Here is a 16,312-nt window from a genome sequence, read left to right as displayed (position 1 = left end):
GCTTCGGCTTCGGCTTCGGCTTCGGCTTCGGCAATATTATTTTCTGGCGAGATTATTTCATCCAGTTCGCTGATGTCATCCTCAGCGCCCTCATTGAATACTTCAATCACTTCCTCAGTGAGCATTGGTGGGGTTTCAAGGAAATCTGTTTCTTCAGCTAAAGCATCCTGCAAATTCAGTTCAAGCGCTGATTCTTGTTCTACAGATTCATCTAACTCATCCGAGGCGAAAACAGCTTCCGGTTGTTGATCCTGTTCTATTTCTTCTGCTAAATCCAGATCATCAGCAATATCATTAATTGAAGAAGAATTCCGCTCTTCAGGTGCTAATGCCTCTTCCATGGATGTTGATGCTTCAGCCTTGGTAATAATTTCTTCTAACGGATTTATCTCATCCAACTGATCAATAGCTGAGACGTCATCTTCAACATTGTCGCTAGGTTCTTCAACGACATCCTGAGTTGTCATCTCTACGGTTTCGAGAAAATCAATTGCTTCAGCAGAAGCATCTTCCAGATTCTGTTCAAGCGAGGGTTGCTGCTCTGCTGATTCAACTATTTCTTCAGATGTTAATGCCGGTTCTTCTGGTTTATCCAGTTCTGCTATTTCAGCTAAGTCCAGCTCTTCTGCAACATCATTAGTTGCAACAAAATCCAGTTCTTCAGCTGCTGATACCGGTTCATCTAAGATTGCTGCATTCTCAGTTTCAGCAATCTCGAAATCATTATCTTCAGCGATCAGATCGGTCTGCCAATCAGTTGCTTCTTCATCAACAATTAACTGGGGATCCGCTTCGGCTGTTGATGACGTGTTATCACTTTCTGTTTTTTCTTCTATTGAGTGCTCATAAGATGGAGTCGGTTCAGGCAAATCAGCTTCAAGGTACTGCTCTACTATTTCAGAGGTGTCATCCGATAGATTGGACTCAGTCAGTTCAGGCGGCAAGCTATCCTCTTCATTTGTATCAGCTAATTCAACAGGCTCGATTTCAGACTCTGCTAGATTATCTTCTTCTGGAGCAGTCTCCTCATCAACTAAGGTATTTATTTCATTGAAATCAAAGTCATTTTCGAGTGCTACATGTTCATTAACAGTTTCAGCCTGTTCGTCCTCAAGCGGTGTATCTGCCTCGCGCATAAGATCATCGATTTCTGCTACAGAAATCATCTCTTCTACTTCGGAATCCACGTCGTTTGGTTGTAAAACATCCAATTCGATATCGGCAGGCTGAACAGGTGATGATAAGGCCTGATCCGTCGTGTCGTCTGTTTCGAAAGCATGCAGTTTGAGTTCCTGATGTTCAAATGCCTCAAAATCTTCATCAATCTGATCTGCTACTGGCTCTGCGGCAGATTTACCATAAATATCCGGTACCTGATTGGTCCAGGCTGTATTTAAATACGCCTTCATGCTTTTTAGCTTAGTAGAGCTATCAGCATTTTCTGACTCATTTTCGATTTCAGCTGCTGGCTCAGTCTCCGCTAATGGCGTTTTACCATACACATCCGGAATGGTTGGGTTCCAGTCATTCTTTAGAAAATCCGCCATCCGCATAGCTGTTTTTGCAGGTTCAGGTTCTGGCTCAGGTTCTAATTCAGGCTCTGCTACAGGCTCGTCTGAGGCAAGCCCATCAAAGTCAGCTAACAGATCAGGATCTATATCCAACTCGGGTTCTGCCGCAATGGCATCATCAATAAGTGCTTCTTGCTCGCTAGGAACAGGTTCTTCTATGGGTGTGTTTTGATTAAAGATGTCATCAACGTCGACTTCATCTGTTTCAACATCCGCCAACTCAATATCAAAATCCACGGCTGGCTCATTTAACTCTTCAATAACCGCCGTTTCGTCATCCAGCATTTCCGTTTGTGCAACCACTGTGTCTGCATTGCCATCATCAAACACGCCATCAAACTCAGCTTGAAGATCTTCTTCAGTCTCCGCCGGTTGTTCAGCTAATTCAATTTCAAGCTCTGCTTCTTCTCCCTGCAACGTTTCATCAACAACGTCTAGTAGGTCGGTGACCTCAGCATCTTGCTCACTGTCCGCTTGCATGATGCTCAGCGTGGCATCAGTTAATGAGGTGATTTGTTCAGGGAAATTATTCAGCGTTTTTTCGTCCTGAGCCGAATACAGATTGACGATGGATTTAAAGATTTCCTTTTCACGCAGCATCAACTCTTCGACCATCGAATCCAAGGCCGCACCGCTTAAACCATACCGACTACTCAGCTGCTCGCTTAATGAAGCAACCCGTTGTTCGTAACTGTTTTTGATAAATTTCGCCGTTTTAGCAGCGGCTGCCTGAGTACGTTTGTGCTTGCGTCGTGCGCGAATCAACACCCAGATAAACAGAACGGCAAAGATAGCGGCCAGCTCATAGGCAAGCCATTGGAAAACCGGATCAGTCAACGACATTTACAGTAAGTCTCCAGGTAACAGCTGCCGACGACGGCTGCGATGCCAAAACCAGAATCCCATCAGCAACAACAGCACAATAACCGCATTGCCAATGGCTAAAATCACGGTATCAGACAGTCGAAATGAGCTTGCATCCACTACAGAGGTTTGTTCGTCTACAACCGGATCAATAATAACTGGCTCAAAAGGCTTATCGGCTGGTTCTGCGCCAATCGGGGTTTCTGAGGTAATGGTTAGTGTTGCGCCAACTTCGTCCATTAGATGAATGGGCTTTGGTTGCAAAAACACATTTCGTCCTGTCAAAGTTTTGCCGCGGATCTGCAGTGATAATTGATAAGCGGTTTCGGGTTGTAAATCGGCAAGCGTCAGCTGCCAGGCATTATCTGATTGACGTAATACATCGTAAGGGAATTCACTGCCATCGGAAGCGCTGAGTAATGCAGTGATTTGCAAGGATTCTGGATCAATCATACTGGCATCGGCTGTCATGGACAGTCGATGACTACGACTGTCAGCCTCCAATTGGGTGACGGTGACATCAAATGGCAAAGCTACTACGTTCACAGATTGCCGACGCTGACGCTCAAAAGTGTCACTTTTAGCGGTGATCACAATATCATTCTGTCCGCTGTCAAACAGTTTGCCTAAATTTGCCATAAACGTTGCCGTCTGGTTATTTAAGGCCATCGTGTTATTGATGGGCTCCCCCTGCAATGGCTGAGTGCTTAACTCTGCCGTTACCAATTGCAGAAAATCGGTTCGTTCTACCTGTTTACCATGGTCGGTTAATTTGGCGACAATATCAAATTGCTCACCTGCCAAAATGTTATTTGGCAGATCAATGGTTTGCAGTTTTAGATCGGTCAGCACCATGACACGATTGTCCGGATCAATATTGGCGTCAATAAACCATTCACCCGCCATGGGTTTCTCAATCGTAATTAAATCAAAATGTGTTTCCTGCATCCAGCGGATGGCAGGATCATTAGTGTCGGCCAATTGTTGTTTTTGATCAGGTTGGACAAGTTGGGTGATATCGGTTTCAGTTTCACGAAACACTAAGATCGTCATTTCATTGACGCTGTTATCAATAGTGAAGCGGTTATTCACCAGAGGAACGGAATCACGTTGAGTGGCTTGCTCGAATAAATGCAGAAAAACCCGCTCAAGCTCATCAGCGTTATCTACCTTGTGATACCAGCCATCGGTCGCCATGGACAATTGTTTAAGCAGTTCGTGATCGGCTTCCTCGGATAAGGCTATGGTATGAATTCGAAAGCCTTTTTGTTTTATTTGTGGCAGCAGTGTATTGATGATGTTTTGCCGAGATTGCTCGCTGGCAGCTTTACCCTTGTCTAGATCAACCAGGCCATCTGACAACAGGATAATGCTGCGTTGTTTAGTTGAATCAGCGGCGTTGACATTAGCCGTCGCCTTTTGCAACGCCTGTTCAATATCAGTAAATAAACCAAGAGAATGAATTTCAGAGGATTTTTGTTGAACTCGTTGTCGCCATTTATCGTCGACTTTTTGGATAGGCACCAACATATTGACGTAACGGGCAAAGGTCCAAACGCCACTTTCGGCATCACCCGGCATCAATCCGCCTAATAAGCGAAGTCCCGGTGCGCGAAGATTCTCTGGATCGTTGTATTTCATGCTGCCGGACACATCAATAATGATGCGGACATCCGCGCTGGATTCAGCGTTTGCCACTGCTGGCAGAGTAAACCAGATGATTGGCAGGGCCAGTATGAGCCTTAATATTTTCTGCATAAAAACAACCTGTTTGGCTGGAAAAGCGGCAGAAAACGTCCTCAATGTCTGTTTTCTGGCGCGAATTGTTTTATTTCAGTCTAAATATGCAGTTTTTATGCCGATAGTTCAGCTATTTACTTGCAAGGTTTAAAGCAGATCTAAACCACGCTGAATATCTTGTTGAATATCTTCAACATTTTCCAAACCTACCGACAAACGTATCATGCCATCACTGATACCCGATTCAGCGCGGGCTTCTACTGACAAACGGCCATGAGTCGTAGTGGCCGGATGGGTGATAGTTGTTTTGGTATCACCCAGATTGGCAGTAATCGATATAAACTGTGTGGCGTTAATTAATTTCCAGGCTGCCTGCTGCCCGCCTTCCACTTCAAACGCAATAATGCCCCCAAAGTCAGATTGTTGCTGTTTAGCCAGCTGATGTCCTGGATGCGACTCGAGCCCGGCATAAAACACCTGAGTAACCATTTTCTGCTGTTGTAACCAGTGTGCCAGTTGATTCGCATTAGCTGAATGCGCTTTCATGCGTAAATCTAATGTTTCAAGACCTTTCAGAAAAGTCCAGGCATTGAAGGCGCTCATGGTTGGACCCGCAGTTCGCAAGAAACCATACACATCTTCACCGACTCGTTTTGCATCTCCGACAACCGCACCGCCTACACAACGCCCCTGCCCATCAATGTATTTGGTAGCTGAGTGAATGACGATATCCGCACCAAGCAATAAAGGCTGTTGTAAAGCTGGTGTACAGAAACAGTTATCAACGATTAACAAACAATCATGTTTTTTGGCTAAGGCTGATAACGCCGCCAAATCGGCAATCTCGTTTAATGGATTGGAAGGTGTTTCCAGAAATAACGCTTTGGTATTAGGCTTGATAGCCGATTCCCAGGCCGCCAAATCGGTTAACGGAACATAATCTGTTTGCAAACCAAACTTGCTGAGATATTTATCAAACAAAACTCGAGTGGTGCCAAACACACTGCGTGACGACAGAATATGATCACCAGCAGCGCACAACCCCATAAAAGTAGCCAGAATGGCAGACATGCCTGAAGCGGTTGCCACGCATGACTCACCCTGCTCCAGCGATGCTAGGCGTTGTTCAAAAGTGCGTACGGTCGGATTGGTAAATCGTGAATAAATATTGCCCGGTTCATCGCCACCAAAACGCGCTGCCGCCTGCTCTGCACTATCAAACACAAAGCTGGAAGTAGGGAAAATCGGTTCGGAATGTTCACCCTCAGGGGTTCTTACATGTCCTGCACGAATAGCTCGGGTGGCAAAACCCTGGTCTTTGAGATCTGTCATGACAACTCTGAATGTAGCTGGAAAATCCTGCCATTCTAAAAGATTAGCCTAACTGCTGACCAGCTTTATCCTTAAAGGATTTGGGCTTTTGAATAGGTATAAGTTAGAAATATCAAAAGGAATGCTCAGTCGATAACGACTGAGCATTTTTCGTAACAAAATTAAGGTTGATAATGAACAGATAACATAACTGTTCTGCCCCAGCTATAGTATCTATCGATAGTTTGATAATCCTTGTTCAACATATTTTGTCCTGTTAAACGCACTTTCCAGTCAGTATCAATATCGTAAGCGATACGAAGATCTAATAAGCCAAAGCCACTGAGTTTAATGTCATTATCTTTATCACTATAACTTTCACCTCTTAACTTCCAGCTTGCGCCTGTAGACCATTTATTCCATTGGCGATCAGCATGAAAATTGGCAATACGTTTTGCCCTTCTTTGCAACACATTTCCAGTTTCTTCATCTTCTGGCTTAACAAAAGATGCATCAAATGACAAAAGCCATTCTGCTACTGTTGTATTCAATTCGAACTCTAGGCCTTTAATTTTAGCCTCTGACACATTAGAAGGTTGAAATAATCCTGAAGGAGTCGCTGCCCATTCTATTAAATCTCTTACTTCATTCTGATAAGCGTTAACAGCCCATTTCCCCCAGGCTGGACTCCCAGTCAAACCAACCCCATAAGATTTCGATTTTTCCGGAAGAATATCCAGATTGCCTGCACCTGGCCAATAAAGATCATTAAACGTTGGTGTTTGAAATCCTGTACCAGCATTTAATGAGATTCGTAATTCGTCATTTAACCAATATCCATAATCGGCTGTTCCAGTATTACGATGACCAAACGCCTCGTTATCATCATGGCGCACACTCAAGAGCCACTCGTGTCGACCTGCACTGGCTTGCCAGCTTACGAAGGCAGCTTTGTTATCACGAGACTTTTCCGCATACTCATTAGAGCTTTCGACCCGGTCATGATCATAATCAAAACCGATATTAAGCTGTTGAGTTTCACTAAGACTCAGAGTGTTTATCCAACTTGCAGAACGATTCCGGGTATTGAATTTCGATTCATTTACACCCACTTTGACGCTTTGAAAACGATCCCACGATTCGCCCAACATAAAACGCATAGACCACAGATCGTTAATCACCAGTGAGCTATTTACGCCAAGAATTTGTTGAATGTTTTTGCTATGAATAGGGTCTTGAAGAATATTGGTGTTACGAACAAAAGAACCATTGTCGTATTCGTTATAGCTGTTTGCCCGCAATATATTTGCCCCAACAGACCAGCTATCGCTAACATTATGATCAACTTTCAACGATAAACTGCTATTTCGATACCCATCATGATCAGGTGTCGCATACGTTCTAACGGGGTCATCCAATGTGTCCTGTGCGTCAATGCCATTTGTTGTTAAATAACTATATCCCAGGTTATAACGAGTTTTTTCATTTCCACCACTCACTCCCGCCGTGGCTTTTTGAGTGTTTTTGCTGCCTGTAGCTAATGAAAAATATGGTTTAGTTTCACCAGATCTGCCTTGCTTAGTAAAAATCTGAATAACACCGCCGATCGCTTCTGAACCATAAATTCCCGACCGTGGGCCACGAACGATCTCAATTCGTTCTATCTGTTCAACAGGGAAATCCTGTAGTGATGTTCCGCCTGAAGTAGCAGATTGCCATTTAACACCATCAACTAAAACCAAAACATGATCACTGGCGGTACCGCGCATGTATAGGCTGGTTCCTTTACCCAATCCACCATTTTGGACCATGTCGATACCGGGTGTTCTGGATAAAAGTGTAGGCAAATCCAAAATCTGCAAACGATCAATATCTGCACGGGTAATAACGGTATTCGGCGCCAAAGCATTTTCCGTGGGCATACGATTTGCGGTAATGGTTATTGCATCAAGGGATTCCTGTTCAGCAAAAGCTGAAACAGAAAAGGTGGAAGTTGCCAGTGCAGCCAATGTCAAACGTGCACAGACACGCAAAGGCATAGCCTTTGTTGAAGGTTTCATATTGTCTCCTAGGGATACGCTCACCCGCGATCCAGGTTAATAAAGTCACACAACACGATTTGGTTGTGATGAACTTCAGGCCGGTCTCCGGACTCACGTTGTGGCTTGCGCCAGTACACCCGCCTTCCCACGATTAATCGCAGTGGCTGATTGGATGCATTTTCAACGTTTACCGTTGCGGGGGCAGTGTTGGTTTTGCACCAACTTCCCGTTTAACTCTGATGGGTATCAAAGCACCTGAAGAGGCGCGCATCTTAAATCTCCCATGGCTTATCGTCAAACCTGATAAGGGCAATAAATGATTTCCAAATTGACAATATAGCTTGCTAATCCTTATTCTGTCGGCAGTTTCAGGTGTCGCGAAAGTGATGAAACGGGAAGTCGGTGCAGCCAAACTTTGGATAAACCCGACACTGCCCCCGCAACGGTAAATAAGTTCAGGTTGAACGTTACGCCACTGTATCAATTACGGGAAGGTGTTCAGCTGGTGATAGCACCGCTTATGAGTCCGGAGACCGGCCTGAAATATCCTGGTCTGTTGACCGAAAATGCTATTAACCAAGTTGTGCGGGTGAGCACATCGGAGAATCTCAATGTCGTTATTGTCTCAAAGTCAGCAACTGATCGTGGCTGCGCTCCTTGCCTTATTACTGGTGATGACTCGTGGTCATCATTTTGCCGATATCAACGTTTTACCCAGCGCTTCATGGGCAGTATTTCTACTCGCCGGATTTTATCTGGCCTCAAAATTGTGGTTTCCAGCTTTTTTAGGTCTGGCTGTAGTGCTGGATTTAATGTCGGTTTACATAGGCGGTGCCAGTAATTTCTGTGTTTCCCCCGCTTATGGCTTTATGTTACCCGCATATGGCAGTTTATGGCTGGCAGGTCGCTGGTTTCAATCCAAATACCAATTTAACTGGACTGCCCTGTTTACGCTGGCGATGACGCTGGTGACGGTTACCGCAGTTGCCGGCCTGTTCAGTGGCGGTGGTTTTTACTGGTTCTCAGGTCGTTATGTGGACCCAACCATGGCTGAGTATCTGACCCGGTTCGTCCAGTCCTATCCAGGCAACCTGAGTAAGTTAAGCTTTTACATTGCTGCTGCCGCGGTAATTCATATCAGCTTCCGTTTTGCGAATTTGAGCCAGCGCAGTAATCAGCTACGTTAATGTCAAAGCAGCCGCAAACCTGCGCTGCGTTGATTATTGCTGCCCCCGCCTCAGGTCAAGGTAAAACAACTATTACCGCGACATTGGCGTGGCATTATCGACGTCAGGGTAAACAGATCCGAATTTTCAAAGTGGGTCCAGACTTTCTGGACCCAATGATTTTGTCATTTGCCTCCGGCCATCCGGTTTATCAAGTTGATTTATGGATGGTCGGTGAAACTCACTCCAGACAATTGATTGCCAACGCCGCCAAACAGGCAGATATCATTCTGATTGAAGGCGTGATGGGTTTGTTTGATGGTTCGCCTTCTACAGCTGATCTGGCTGCCATTCTGGGAATCCCGGTTTTAGCAGTCATAGATGCCAGTGCCATGGCACAAACATTCGCCGCTTTAGCGTTCGGCTTAGCCAACTTTCGTCAGGATGTGACTTTGGCTGGCGTTCTGGCCAATCGTGTGGGCAGTGCCAGACATACTGAAATGCTGACATCCGCTTTACCAGAAGATCTGCCCTGCCTTGCTACTATGCCTCGCCAAACTGAGAGTTTGCCCAGCCGTTATCTGGGTTTGGTTCAGGCTGATGAACTCACTGATTTGAGTGAGCGTCTGGACAAACTGGCAGATAGCATTCAGCTCAATCCCGAATTTGTTTTGCCGCAAATCAAACTAGACTACGAACCTGTTGAAGCTTTACCCCCATTATTAAAAGATCTTCGCATCGGCGTGGCTAAGGATGCAGCATTTGCCTTTGTTTATCAGGCAAATCTGGATTGCTTAACCGCTATGGGTGCTGAGCTGGTATTTTTCTCGCCATTAACTGACTCAAAACTTCCTGAAGTGGATAGTCTTTATCTGCCCGGTGGATACCCTGAACTGCATCTGGAAACACTCAGCCAAAATATGTCGATGCGTCAGGCGATATGTGAACACATTAATGCCAATAAACCGGTTGTGGCTGAATGTGGTGGCATGCTGTATTTATGCCGTACATTAACCGATAAGCATGGCCAACAAGCTGAAATGTGTGGCGTGCTTGCCGCTGATGCCAAGCTACAAGCCAGACTGACAGCCTTGGCTCTGCAACAAGTCACTATTGATAACCACACTTTACGTGGTCACACCTACCACCATTCATTGTTGGAAAATCAACCCGACGCTATCGTCTATGCTGAATGCCCAAACGGCAATAACGTCTGTGAAGCCGTGTTTCAGCAACAACGGCTGACCGCCAGCTATATCCACTTTTATTTCCAGTCTTCCCCCGGACTTATTGCTCGCTGGCTTACACCATGAGTCAGGATAAATACCGTTTTAATGAGCAGGATCGTGAAGCGGTTTATCGCGCTATTGGTGAACGTCGGGATATGCGCCATTTTATTGCTGATCCCATCGATCAGGATATTCTGCAGCGATTATTTCAAGCAGCCTGGCAGGCTCCCAGCGTAGGGCTGATGCAGCCTTGGCGGATAATTCGCATTACCGATACCGGCATCCGCAACGCTATTCATCAAATCGTTGAAAACGAAAGAGTTCTGACTGCTGAAGCCTTGGGGGAGCGTGAAATGGAATTTCTACAGCTGAAAGTCGAAGGCATTAAGGATTGCGCTGAAGTGTTGGTTGTTTCGTTGATGGATAAACGTGAGTCGCATATTTTTGGTCGCCGCACCCTGCCGGAAATGGATCTGGCCTCGGTATCGTGTGCCATTCAGAATATGTGGCTGGCAGCACGGGCAGAAGGATTGGGAATGGGCTGGGTCTCATTATTTGATCCCAAACAATTAGCCGATTTACTGGCGATTCCTGATGGTGCCTGCCCGGTGGCGATTCTGTGTCTGGGTCATGTTGATGATTTTTACCAACAGCCCATGCTGGAGCAGGAAAACTGGCGACAACGTCAGCCCCTGGATGAGCTTATCTTTGAAAACCGCTGGGAAAACAAAACCAAAACATGACCTTTATTATCATGCTCAGTGCTTTGATCATTGACTGGTTTGCCGGCGAACCAAAACGGTTGCATCCTCTGGTCGGCTTCGGCACTTTGGTGAACAAAATCGAAGCACGTCTTAATCACTCCCATCATCATCGATTTCTTCAGTTTTTTGCCGGTATGCTGGCATTGGTCATTTGTATTGTTCCTATTACGGTTATTACTTATTTGCTAAGCCAGATTCCTCTATGGGGAAGTCTGTTTTCAGTGGTGCTATTGACGCTGTGCCTGGGTCATCGCAGTTTATTTGATCATGCCCGACCTATTCTGCATGCCATGCAACAAGGCGATATCGAACACGCCAGAACATTGACCAGCCGCATTGTCAGTCGGGATAAAGAGCATATTGATGTTAATAAAGCCACGATTGAATCAGTGTTGGAAAATGGCAATGATGCGGTTTTTGGCACACTTTTCTGGTTTGCAATAGGTGGTGCAGCCGGAGCAGTCGCCTACCGACTGGTCAATACACTGGATGCCATGTGGGGCTATCGAACTCAACGCTTTTTCTATTTTGGTAAAACAGCTGCTCGTTTGGATGATTTATTAAATTTTGTGCCCGCCCGACTGACCGCTTTAAGTTATGCCCTGCTTGGCAATACTCGGAAGGCATTGAGCTGTTGGCGTCAGCAAGCCCCATTATGGGACAGTCCCAATGCCGGCCCGGTAATGGCCAGTGGTGCGGGCGCGTTGGATGTTCAACTTGGCGGTGCTGCCTGTTATCACGGCGAGTGGCATCAACGTCCCGTACTCGGAACGTCAAATCCAGCTGAAGCAAACGATATTCAACGTGCTTTACGTTTAGTGTTTAAAAATGTGCTGTTATGGCTTTCCGTTACAGGGATTATTACGGGGATCATTTATGCTTAATCACGGCGGTCGAATTCAAGCTTATGCCAAACAATATGGTATCGCCACCAATGACTGGCTGGATCTGTCTACCGGTATAAACCCCAACGGCTGGCCGGTGCCTGATTTCATACCATCAGCAATGTGGTCACGGTTACCCGAAGATGAAGATGAATTAATCGAACAGGCCAGAACTTATTATCAATGCCAGCATATTTTAGCGGTTGCTGGTTCTCAGGCTGCTATACAGATGTTACCGACTTTAAGATCAGCCTGTCGGGTCGCCGTTCTATCACCCGCCTATGAAGAACATCGTCACTGCTGGCAGCAGGCTGGTCATGCAGTAGTGGCGTTGGAAAGCTTTGAACTAGAACAGCAAATTGAACAATTTGATGTCGTCGTCGTGGTTCATCCAAATAATCCCAGTGGTGAAACGTTTGACACAACACGTTTGATGAAATGGCATGAGCGTTTGCAAAAACGCGGTGGCTGGTTGATTGTTGATGAAGCATTTATTGACGTCACACCAGAACACAGTTTGGCTTCACACTCTGCTCCGATGGGGCTGATTGTATTACGTTCGCTGGGCAAGTTTTTTGGCCTGGCCGGATTAAGAGTCGGCTTTGTTATAACGCACCCTGATTTATTATCTCAGCTTGCTGAAAAAATCGGTCCATGGTCAATTGCCTCAGCCTCGAGATGGATAGCCAGTCAGGCACTGGCCGATAAAAACTGGCATCAACAATCGCGTCAGTATTTACCACAACACGCCCAACGATTGGCTGAGCTGCTCGGCCAATATCATTTAGCACCCAGCGGCGGTTGTGCCTTATTTCAATGGATTAAAACTGCTCATGCTGCCAGCATTCATCATCAATTGGCCCAACAAGGTATTCTCTGTCGATTATTCGATCGACCGGCAGCCTTAAGGTTTGGCTTACCGGCTACTGAACAGGACTGGTTACGTCTGGAAACCGCTTTGCAGCAGGTGGTTATAAAACCATGACAGCTAAAACTTTAATGGTTCAAGGCACTACCTCTGATGCCGGTAAAAGCACACTGGTGACGGCGTTATGCCGCTGGCTGGTGAAACAGGATTATTCTGTTGCGCCATTCAAACCACAGAATATGGCTTTAAACAGTGCTGTGACTGCCGATGGTGGTGAAATTGGTCGTGCTCAGGCCGTTCAGGCTTATGCCTGCAATCTGCCGCCGCATATCGATATGAATCCAGTTTTACTGAAACCGAACAGTGATACCGGTGCTCAGGTGATTATTCATGGCAAAGCCATTGCCAATATGGATGCGCGGTTTTATCACGACTATAAACAAACCGCGATGACTGCAGTATTGGAGTCGCATGCTCGTCTGGAAAAACAATATGATGTGGTGATGGTGGAAGGTGCCGGTTCACCGGCAGAAATCAATCTGCGCGATCGCGATATTGCCAATATGGGCTTTGCCGAGGCAGTGGACTGTCCGGTGATTCTGGTTGCGGATATTGATCGTGGCGGAGTCTTTGCCCATCTGGTGGGTACTTTAGATTTACTCTCTGCTTCTGAGCAACAACGCGTTAAAGGCTTTGTGATTAATCGTTTTCGTGGTGATATCAGCTTATTGCAATCTGGTCTGGACTGGCTGGAACAACGCACTGGCAAGCCGGTTCTAGGCGTTCTGCCCTATCTGCATGGACTGCATCTGGAAGCTGAAGATGCGATTAATATTACTCAGGTGGAAAAAGCCGACAAAGTGCTGAACGTTATCGTCCCGGTCCTGCCACGTATCAGTAACCATACCGATCTGGATCCATTACGACTGCACCCAAACGTAAACTTACAATTTATCTGCCCGGATTCACCGATACCGCCAGCCGATTTGATTATTCTGCCAGGCAGTAAACATGTCAGCGCCGATCTGCAATGGCTGGAACAACAAGGCTGGCCAGCAGCGATTCAAAAACATCTGCGGTACGGGGGCAAACTGCTGGGGATTTGTGGCGGTTTTCAAATGCTGGGTCAGCAGATTGATGATCCACTTGGGGTTGAAAGCATGCCCGGCAGTGCGAAACAAGGACTTGGTTTACTGGAGATGCACACCACCCTGCACGCCGAAAAACAACTACGGCAGAATCAGGGGCAACTGCTATTAAATAATGCCCCCATCAGTGGCTATGAAATTCATGCCGGTGTGAGTGAAGGCAAAGCCTTATTACGTCCGCTGCTACAGTTGTCGCATGGTCCAGATGGAGCGATCAGCGAAGATAATCAGATTATCGGCACTTATCTGCATGGTTTGTTTGAACAGCAAACAAGCTGTGATGCCTTACTGCAATGGGCTGGACTGAATAATGTAAGCAGCCCGGATTATCATGCTTTGCGTGAAGCGGATATTGAACGACTGGCAGAGATGGTTGAACAACATATGGATACCACAGCACTACTGGCAATTTTAAAGGCAGCAAATGGCTAAAACCCTAATCCTCGGCGGCGTAAAATCCGGTAAAAGCCGACTGGCCGAACAACGCGCCATAAATAGCAAATTAGCAGTCTGTTATATTGCTACGGCCCATGCTAATGACAGTGAAATGCAACAACGTATTGCGTTGCATCAACAGCAACGTCCTACTCATTGGACTACTGTCGAAGTACCACTCAATCTTGCCGCTGCATTGCAGCAACAGGACGATGCAGATAAATGTATTTTGGTGGATTGCCTGACCTTATGGCTGACCAATTTGCTGCTCGCCGATGATGAGAATTTATTGACTACCGAAATCCAACGGTTACTTGAGACTCTGCCAACTCTGCAGGCTGACATCATACTGGTCAGCAATGAAACCAGTATGGGCATAGTGCCGATGGGCGAATTGACCAGACGATTTTGTGATGAGGCCGGCCGCCTGCATCAACAACTTGCCGTGTTGATGGATAATGTCATCCTCACCGTGGCAGGTTTGCCGCATGCCTTGAAAGGAAACTGAATGCTCGACTTCACCCAATGGTTAACATTACCTGTCAAAGCAATTGACCAAAATGCTGCAGATGCAGCGTTAACTCGCCAAAGCCAATTGACCAAACCTGCAGGCTCATTAGGCCAACTGGAGCAATTAGCCGTGCAACTGGCGGCTTTGCAAGGCACAAGTCCACAAGCCGACCATGTGCATATCACCGTTTATGCTGCGGATCATGGTGTGATGGCGGAAAACATTTCAGCCTATCCACAATCCGTTACTGCGGCGATGATTCGTAATTTCGCCAGTGGTGGCGCGGCGATTAGCGTTTTATCAAAACATTTGGATGCCTCGCTGGACGTGATCAATGTTGGCACTGTCAGTGAATTGGAAGAGATTAAAGGCGTGCAGGATCAACGAATTGCTAATGGTACGGCTAACTTTCATCAGCAAGCAGCAATGACCGAAGCCGAATGCCAACAAGCCATGTTGATTGGTCAACATAATGTCGAATGCTGCTTGCAGAACGGTACGCAGATTTATATCGCCGGCGATATGGGAATTGGCAATACCACAGCAGCCAGTGCCATGGCCTGTGCGATGTTGAATCTACCAGCCAGTCAATTGGCCGGTCCAGGCACAGGACTTAATGCTGAAGGCGTCTCGCATAAAGCACAAATTATCGCCGAAGCATTGTTATTACATAAAAACCATTTGGATTCTCCCTTAGCCATTTTGCGTTATCTGGGCGGCTTTGAAATTGCGGCCATGGTGGGCAGTTATTTACACTGTGCTAAATCTGGTTTGCCGGTGGTGATCGATGGCTTTATCAGTAGCGTAGCCGCTTTATGTGCTGAACAAATTTGTCCTGGCAGTCGACAATGGTTTCTATTCAGCCATCACAGCGCCGAACCGGGACATAGCGCGGTGTTACAAGGGCTTGAGGCACAGCCTTTAGTGAACTTTAATATGCGTCTGGGTGAAGCCAGTGGTGCAGCCGTTGCTATCCCGTTATTAAGAATGGCCTGCGCCCTGCACAATCAAATGGCGACGTTTGAAGAAGCGGCCATCGCCGGCGCCCTCAACTCATGAGAGCTTTGTTAATCGCCCTGCAGTTTTTGACTATTCTGCCGGTCAGATTGCAGGGTGAATTTACCGAACAGGATATTGGCCGCTCATTGTTGTTTTATCCAGTTGTCGGCTTGTTAATCGGGATTGTGATAAGCCTTCTGGGCTGGAGCCTGACATCACAATCGCCAATGGTCTCCGCCATTTTGCTATTAACGGTGTGGATGACCATCACCGGTGCATTGCATCTGGATGGATTGGCTGACAGTGCCGATGCCTGGTTGGGCGGCATTGGTGATAAAGCTAAAACCCTAAGCATTATGAAAGACCCGGCTGCCGGTCCTATTGCAGTGGTGACAATTGTATTAGTGCTGTTAATTAAGTTTGTCATGCTGACTGTTTTACTCAGTCAGCAGAACTGGTGGGCATTAATCTGGTCTGTGATACTGGCCCGCACCGCTTTACCATTATTATTTTTAACCACTGACTATGTGCGGCCCCATGGTTTGGGCAGTATTCTCAAACAACAGCAATCCGCGTTGCATACAAGACGCTTGATGCTTGCCGTTGGTGTATTGGCATTATTCAGTATCGGCCTGTTTGCCCTGTTGTTTGGCTTAGTTGTTTTTTTATTGCTGCGCTACCTGATGGAGCGTCGATTAAACGGTTTTACTGGTGATACTGCAGGCGCAATGGTCGAACTGCTGGAAGCGGCAATACTGATATTTTTTGTTCTATTTTAGG

13 protein-coding genes and 2 riboswitches are annotated in these 16,312 nt (G+C 46.4%); of the genes, 9 read left to right on the top strand and 4 right to left on the bottom strand.

The annotated features are described in order from the left end of the window. From A9E74_RS07690 to A9E74_RS07675, 4 genes are all read right to left on the bottom strand, one after another. A partial coding sequence (locus A9E74_RS07690; RefSeq protein WP_141696779.1) for a hypothetical protein occupies positions 1-2,414 on the bottom strand: 2,414 nt, incomplete at its 3' end. Continuing rightward, entirely contained in the window at positions 2,415-4,193 is a 1,779-nt protein-coding gene (locus A9E74_RS07685; protein ID WP_069296053.1) for a vWA domain-containing protein, read from the bottom strand. It lies immediately after the preceding gene. A gap of 129 nt (positions 4,194-4,322) precedes the next feature. After that, positions 4,323-5,507 carry an O-succinylhomoserine sulfhydrylase gene (locus A9E74_RS07680; RefSeq protein ID WP_069296052.1) on the bottom strand — a complete coding sequence of 395 codons (1,185 nt, stop codon included), beginning with the start codon at positions 5,505-5,507 and terminating at the stop codon, positions 4,323-4,325. Positions 5,508-5,668: 161 nt separating this feature from the next. After that, positions 5,669-7,546: a TonB-dependent receptor domain-containing protein gene (locus A9E74_RS07675; protein ID WP_069296051.1), complete on the bottom strand. Its 1,878-nt coding sequence runs from the start codon at positions 7,544-7,546 to the stop codon at positions 5,669-5,671. 61 nt (positions 7,547-7,607) lie between these two features. Then, positions 7,608-7,802, bottom strand: a riboswitch (cobalamin riboswitch). 79 nt (positions 7,803-7,881) lie between these two features. Further along, positions 7,882-8,084, top strand: a riboswitch (cobalamin riboswitch). 55 nt (positions 8,085-8,139) lie between these two features. On the opposite strand from A9E74_RS07675, the gene A9E74_RS07670 reads away from it, so the two are divergent. Genes A9E74_RS07670 through A9E74_RS07630 form a run of 9 tightly spaced genes read left to right on the top strand, consistent with a single transcriptional unit; the run spans position 8,140 to position 16,311 of the window. Beyond that, complete coding sequence (locus A9E74_RS07670; protein WP_069296050.1) at positions 8,140-8,715, top strand: hypothetical protein; 576 nt, start codon at positions 8,140-8,142, stop codon at positions 8,713-8,715. Continuing rightward, positions 8,715-10,007 carry a cobyrinic acid a,c-diamide synthase CobB gene (locus tag A9E74_RS07665; RefSeq protein WP_069296049.1) on the top strand — a complete coding sequence of 431 codons (1,293 nt, stop codon included), beginning with the start codon at positions 8,715-8,717 and terminating at the stop codon, positions 10,005-10,007. The genes A9E74_RS07670 and A9E74_RS07665 overlap by 1 nt, the downstream gene beginning before the upstream one ends. Next, complete coding sequence (gene bluB, locus A9E74_RS07660; protein WP_069296048.1) at positions 10,004-10,666, top strand: 5,6-dimethylbenzimidazole synthase; 663 nt, start codon at positions 10,004-10,006, stop codon at positions 10,664-10,666. Before A9E74_RS07665 ends, bluB begins: the two co-directional genes overlap by 4 nt. Next, positions 10,663-11,571: an adenosylcobinamide-phosphate synthase CbiB gene (cbiB, locus tag A9E74_RS07655; RefSeq protein ID WP_069296047.1), complete on the top strand. Its 909-nt coding sequence runs from the start codon at positions 10,663-10,665 to the stop codon at positions 11,569-11,571. Before bluB ends, cbiB begins: the two co-directional genes overlap by 4 nt. Next, positions 11,564-12,556, top strand: a complete 993-nt coding sequence (cobD, locus tag A9E74_RS07650; RefSeq protein WP_069296046.1) for a threonine-phosphate decarboxylase CobD — start codon at positions 11,564-11,566, stop codon at positions 12,554-12,556. Before cbiB ends, cobD begins: the two co-directional genes overlap by 8 nt. Continuing rightward, positions 12,553-14,019, top strand: coding sequence for a cobyric acid synthase (locus A9E74_RS07645; protein ID WP_069296045.1), 1,467 nt, complete (start codon positions 12,553-12,555; stop codon positions 14,017-14,019). The genes cobD and A9E74_RS07645 overlap by 4 nt, the downstream gene beginning before the upstream one ends. Beyond that, on the top strand, positions 14,012-14,530 hold the full coding sequence (gene cobU, locus A9E74_RS07640) for a bifunctional adenosylcobinamide kinase/adenosylcobinamide-phosphate guanylyltransferase (protein ID WP_069296044.1): 519 nt from the start codon (positions 14,012-14,014) through the stop codon (positions 14,528-14,530). Before A9E74_RS07645 ends, cobU begins: the two co-directional genes overlap by 8 nt. After that, entirely contained in the window at positions 14,531-15,592 is a 1,062-nt protein-coding gene (cobT, locus tag A9E74_RS07635) for a nicotinate-nucleotide--dimethylbenzimidazole phosphoribosyltransferase (RefSeq protein WP_069296043.1), read from the top strand. It abuts the gene before it with no gap. Continuing rightward, on the top strand, positions 15,589-16,311 hold the full coding sequence (locus tag A9E74_RS07630; protein ID WP_069296042.1) for an adenosylcobinamide-GDP ribazoletransferase: 723 nt from the start codon (positions 15,589-15,591) through the stop codon (positions 16,309-16,311). Before cobT ends, A9E74_RS07630 begins: the two co-directional genes overlap by 4 nt. Position 16,312 lies beyond the last annotated feature (1 nt).

The sequence above is a fragment of the Methylophaga muralis genome, from assembly GCF_001720165.1.
GTDB lineage: Bacteria > Pseudomonadota > Gammaproteobacteria > Nitrosococcales > Methylophagaceae > Methylophaga > Methylophaga muralis.
The sequence above is the reverse complement of the archived record's forward strand: the minus strand, read 5'-3'. Positions and strand labels throughout refer to the sequence as shown.

Excerpts from the sequence above, each read along its gene's own strand:
- cobU (WP_069296044.1), top strand. The coding sequence starts at position 14,012 with ATGGCTAAAACCCTAATCCTCGGCGGCGTAAAATCCGGTAAAAGCCGA.
- A9E74_RS07665 (WP_069296049.1), top strand. The coding sequence starts at position 8,715 with ATGTCAAAGCAGCCGCAAACCTGCGCTGCGTTGATTATTGCTGCCCCC.
- A9E74_RS07675 (WP_069296051.1), bottom strand. The coding sequence starts at position 7,546 with ATGAAACCTTCAACAAAGGCTATGCCTTTGCGTGTCTGTGCACGTTTG.
- A9E74_RS07680 (WP_069296052.1), bottom strand. The coding sequence starts at position 5,507 with ATGACAGATCTCAAAGACCAGGGTTTTGCCACCCGAGCTATTCGTGCA.
- A9E74_RS07670 (WP_069296050.1), top strand. The coding sequence starts at position 8,140 with ATGTCGTTATTGTCTCAAAGTCAGCAACTGATCGTGGCTGCGCTCCTT.
- cobD (WP_069296046.1), top strand. The coding sequence starts at position 11,564 with ATGCTTAATCACGGCGGTCGAATTCAAGCTTATGCCAAACAATATGGT.
- cobT (WP_069296043.1), top strand. The coding sequence starts at position 14,531 with ATGCTCGACTTCACCCAATGGTTAACATTACCTGTCAAAGCAATTGAC.
- A9E74_RS07645 (WP_069296045.1), top strand. The coding sequence starts at position 12,553 with ATGACAGCTAAAACTTTAATGGTTCAAGGCACTACCTCTGATGCCGGT.
- A9E74_RS07630 (WP_069296042.1), top strand. The coding sequence starts at position 15,589 with ATGAGAGCTTTGTTAATCGCCCTGCAGTTTTTGACTATTCTGCCGGTC.
- bluB (WP_069296048.1), top strand. The coding sequence starts at position 10,004 with ATGAGTCAGGATAAATACCGTTTTAATGAGCAGGATCGTGAAGCGGTT.
- A9E74_RS07685 (WP_069296053.1), bottom strand. The coding sequence starts at position 4,193 with ATGCAGAAAATATTAAGGCTCATACTGGCCCTGCCAATCATCTGGTTT.
- cbiB (WP_069296047.1), top strand. The coding sequence starts at position 10,663 with ATGACCTTTATTATCATGCTCAGTGCTTTGATCATTGACTGGTTTGCC.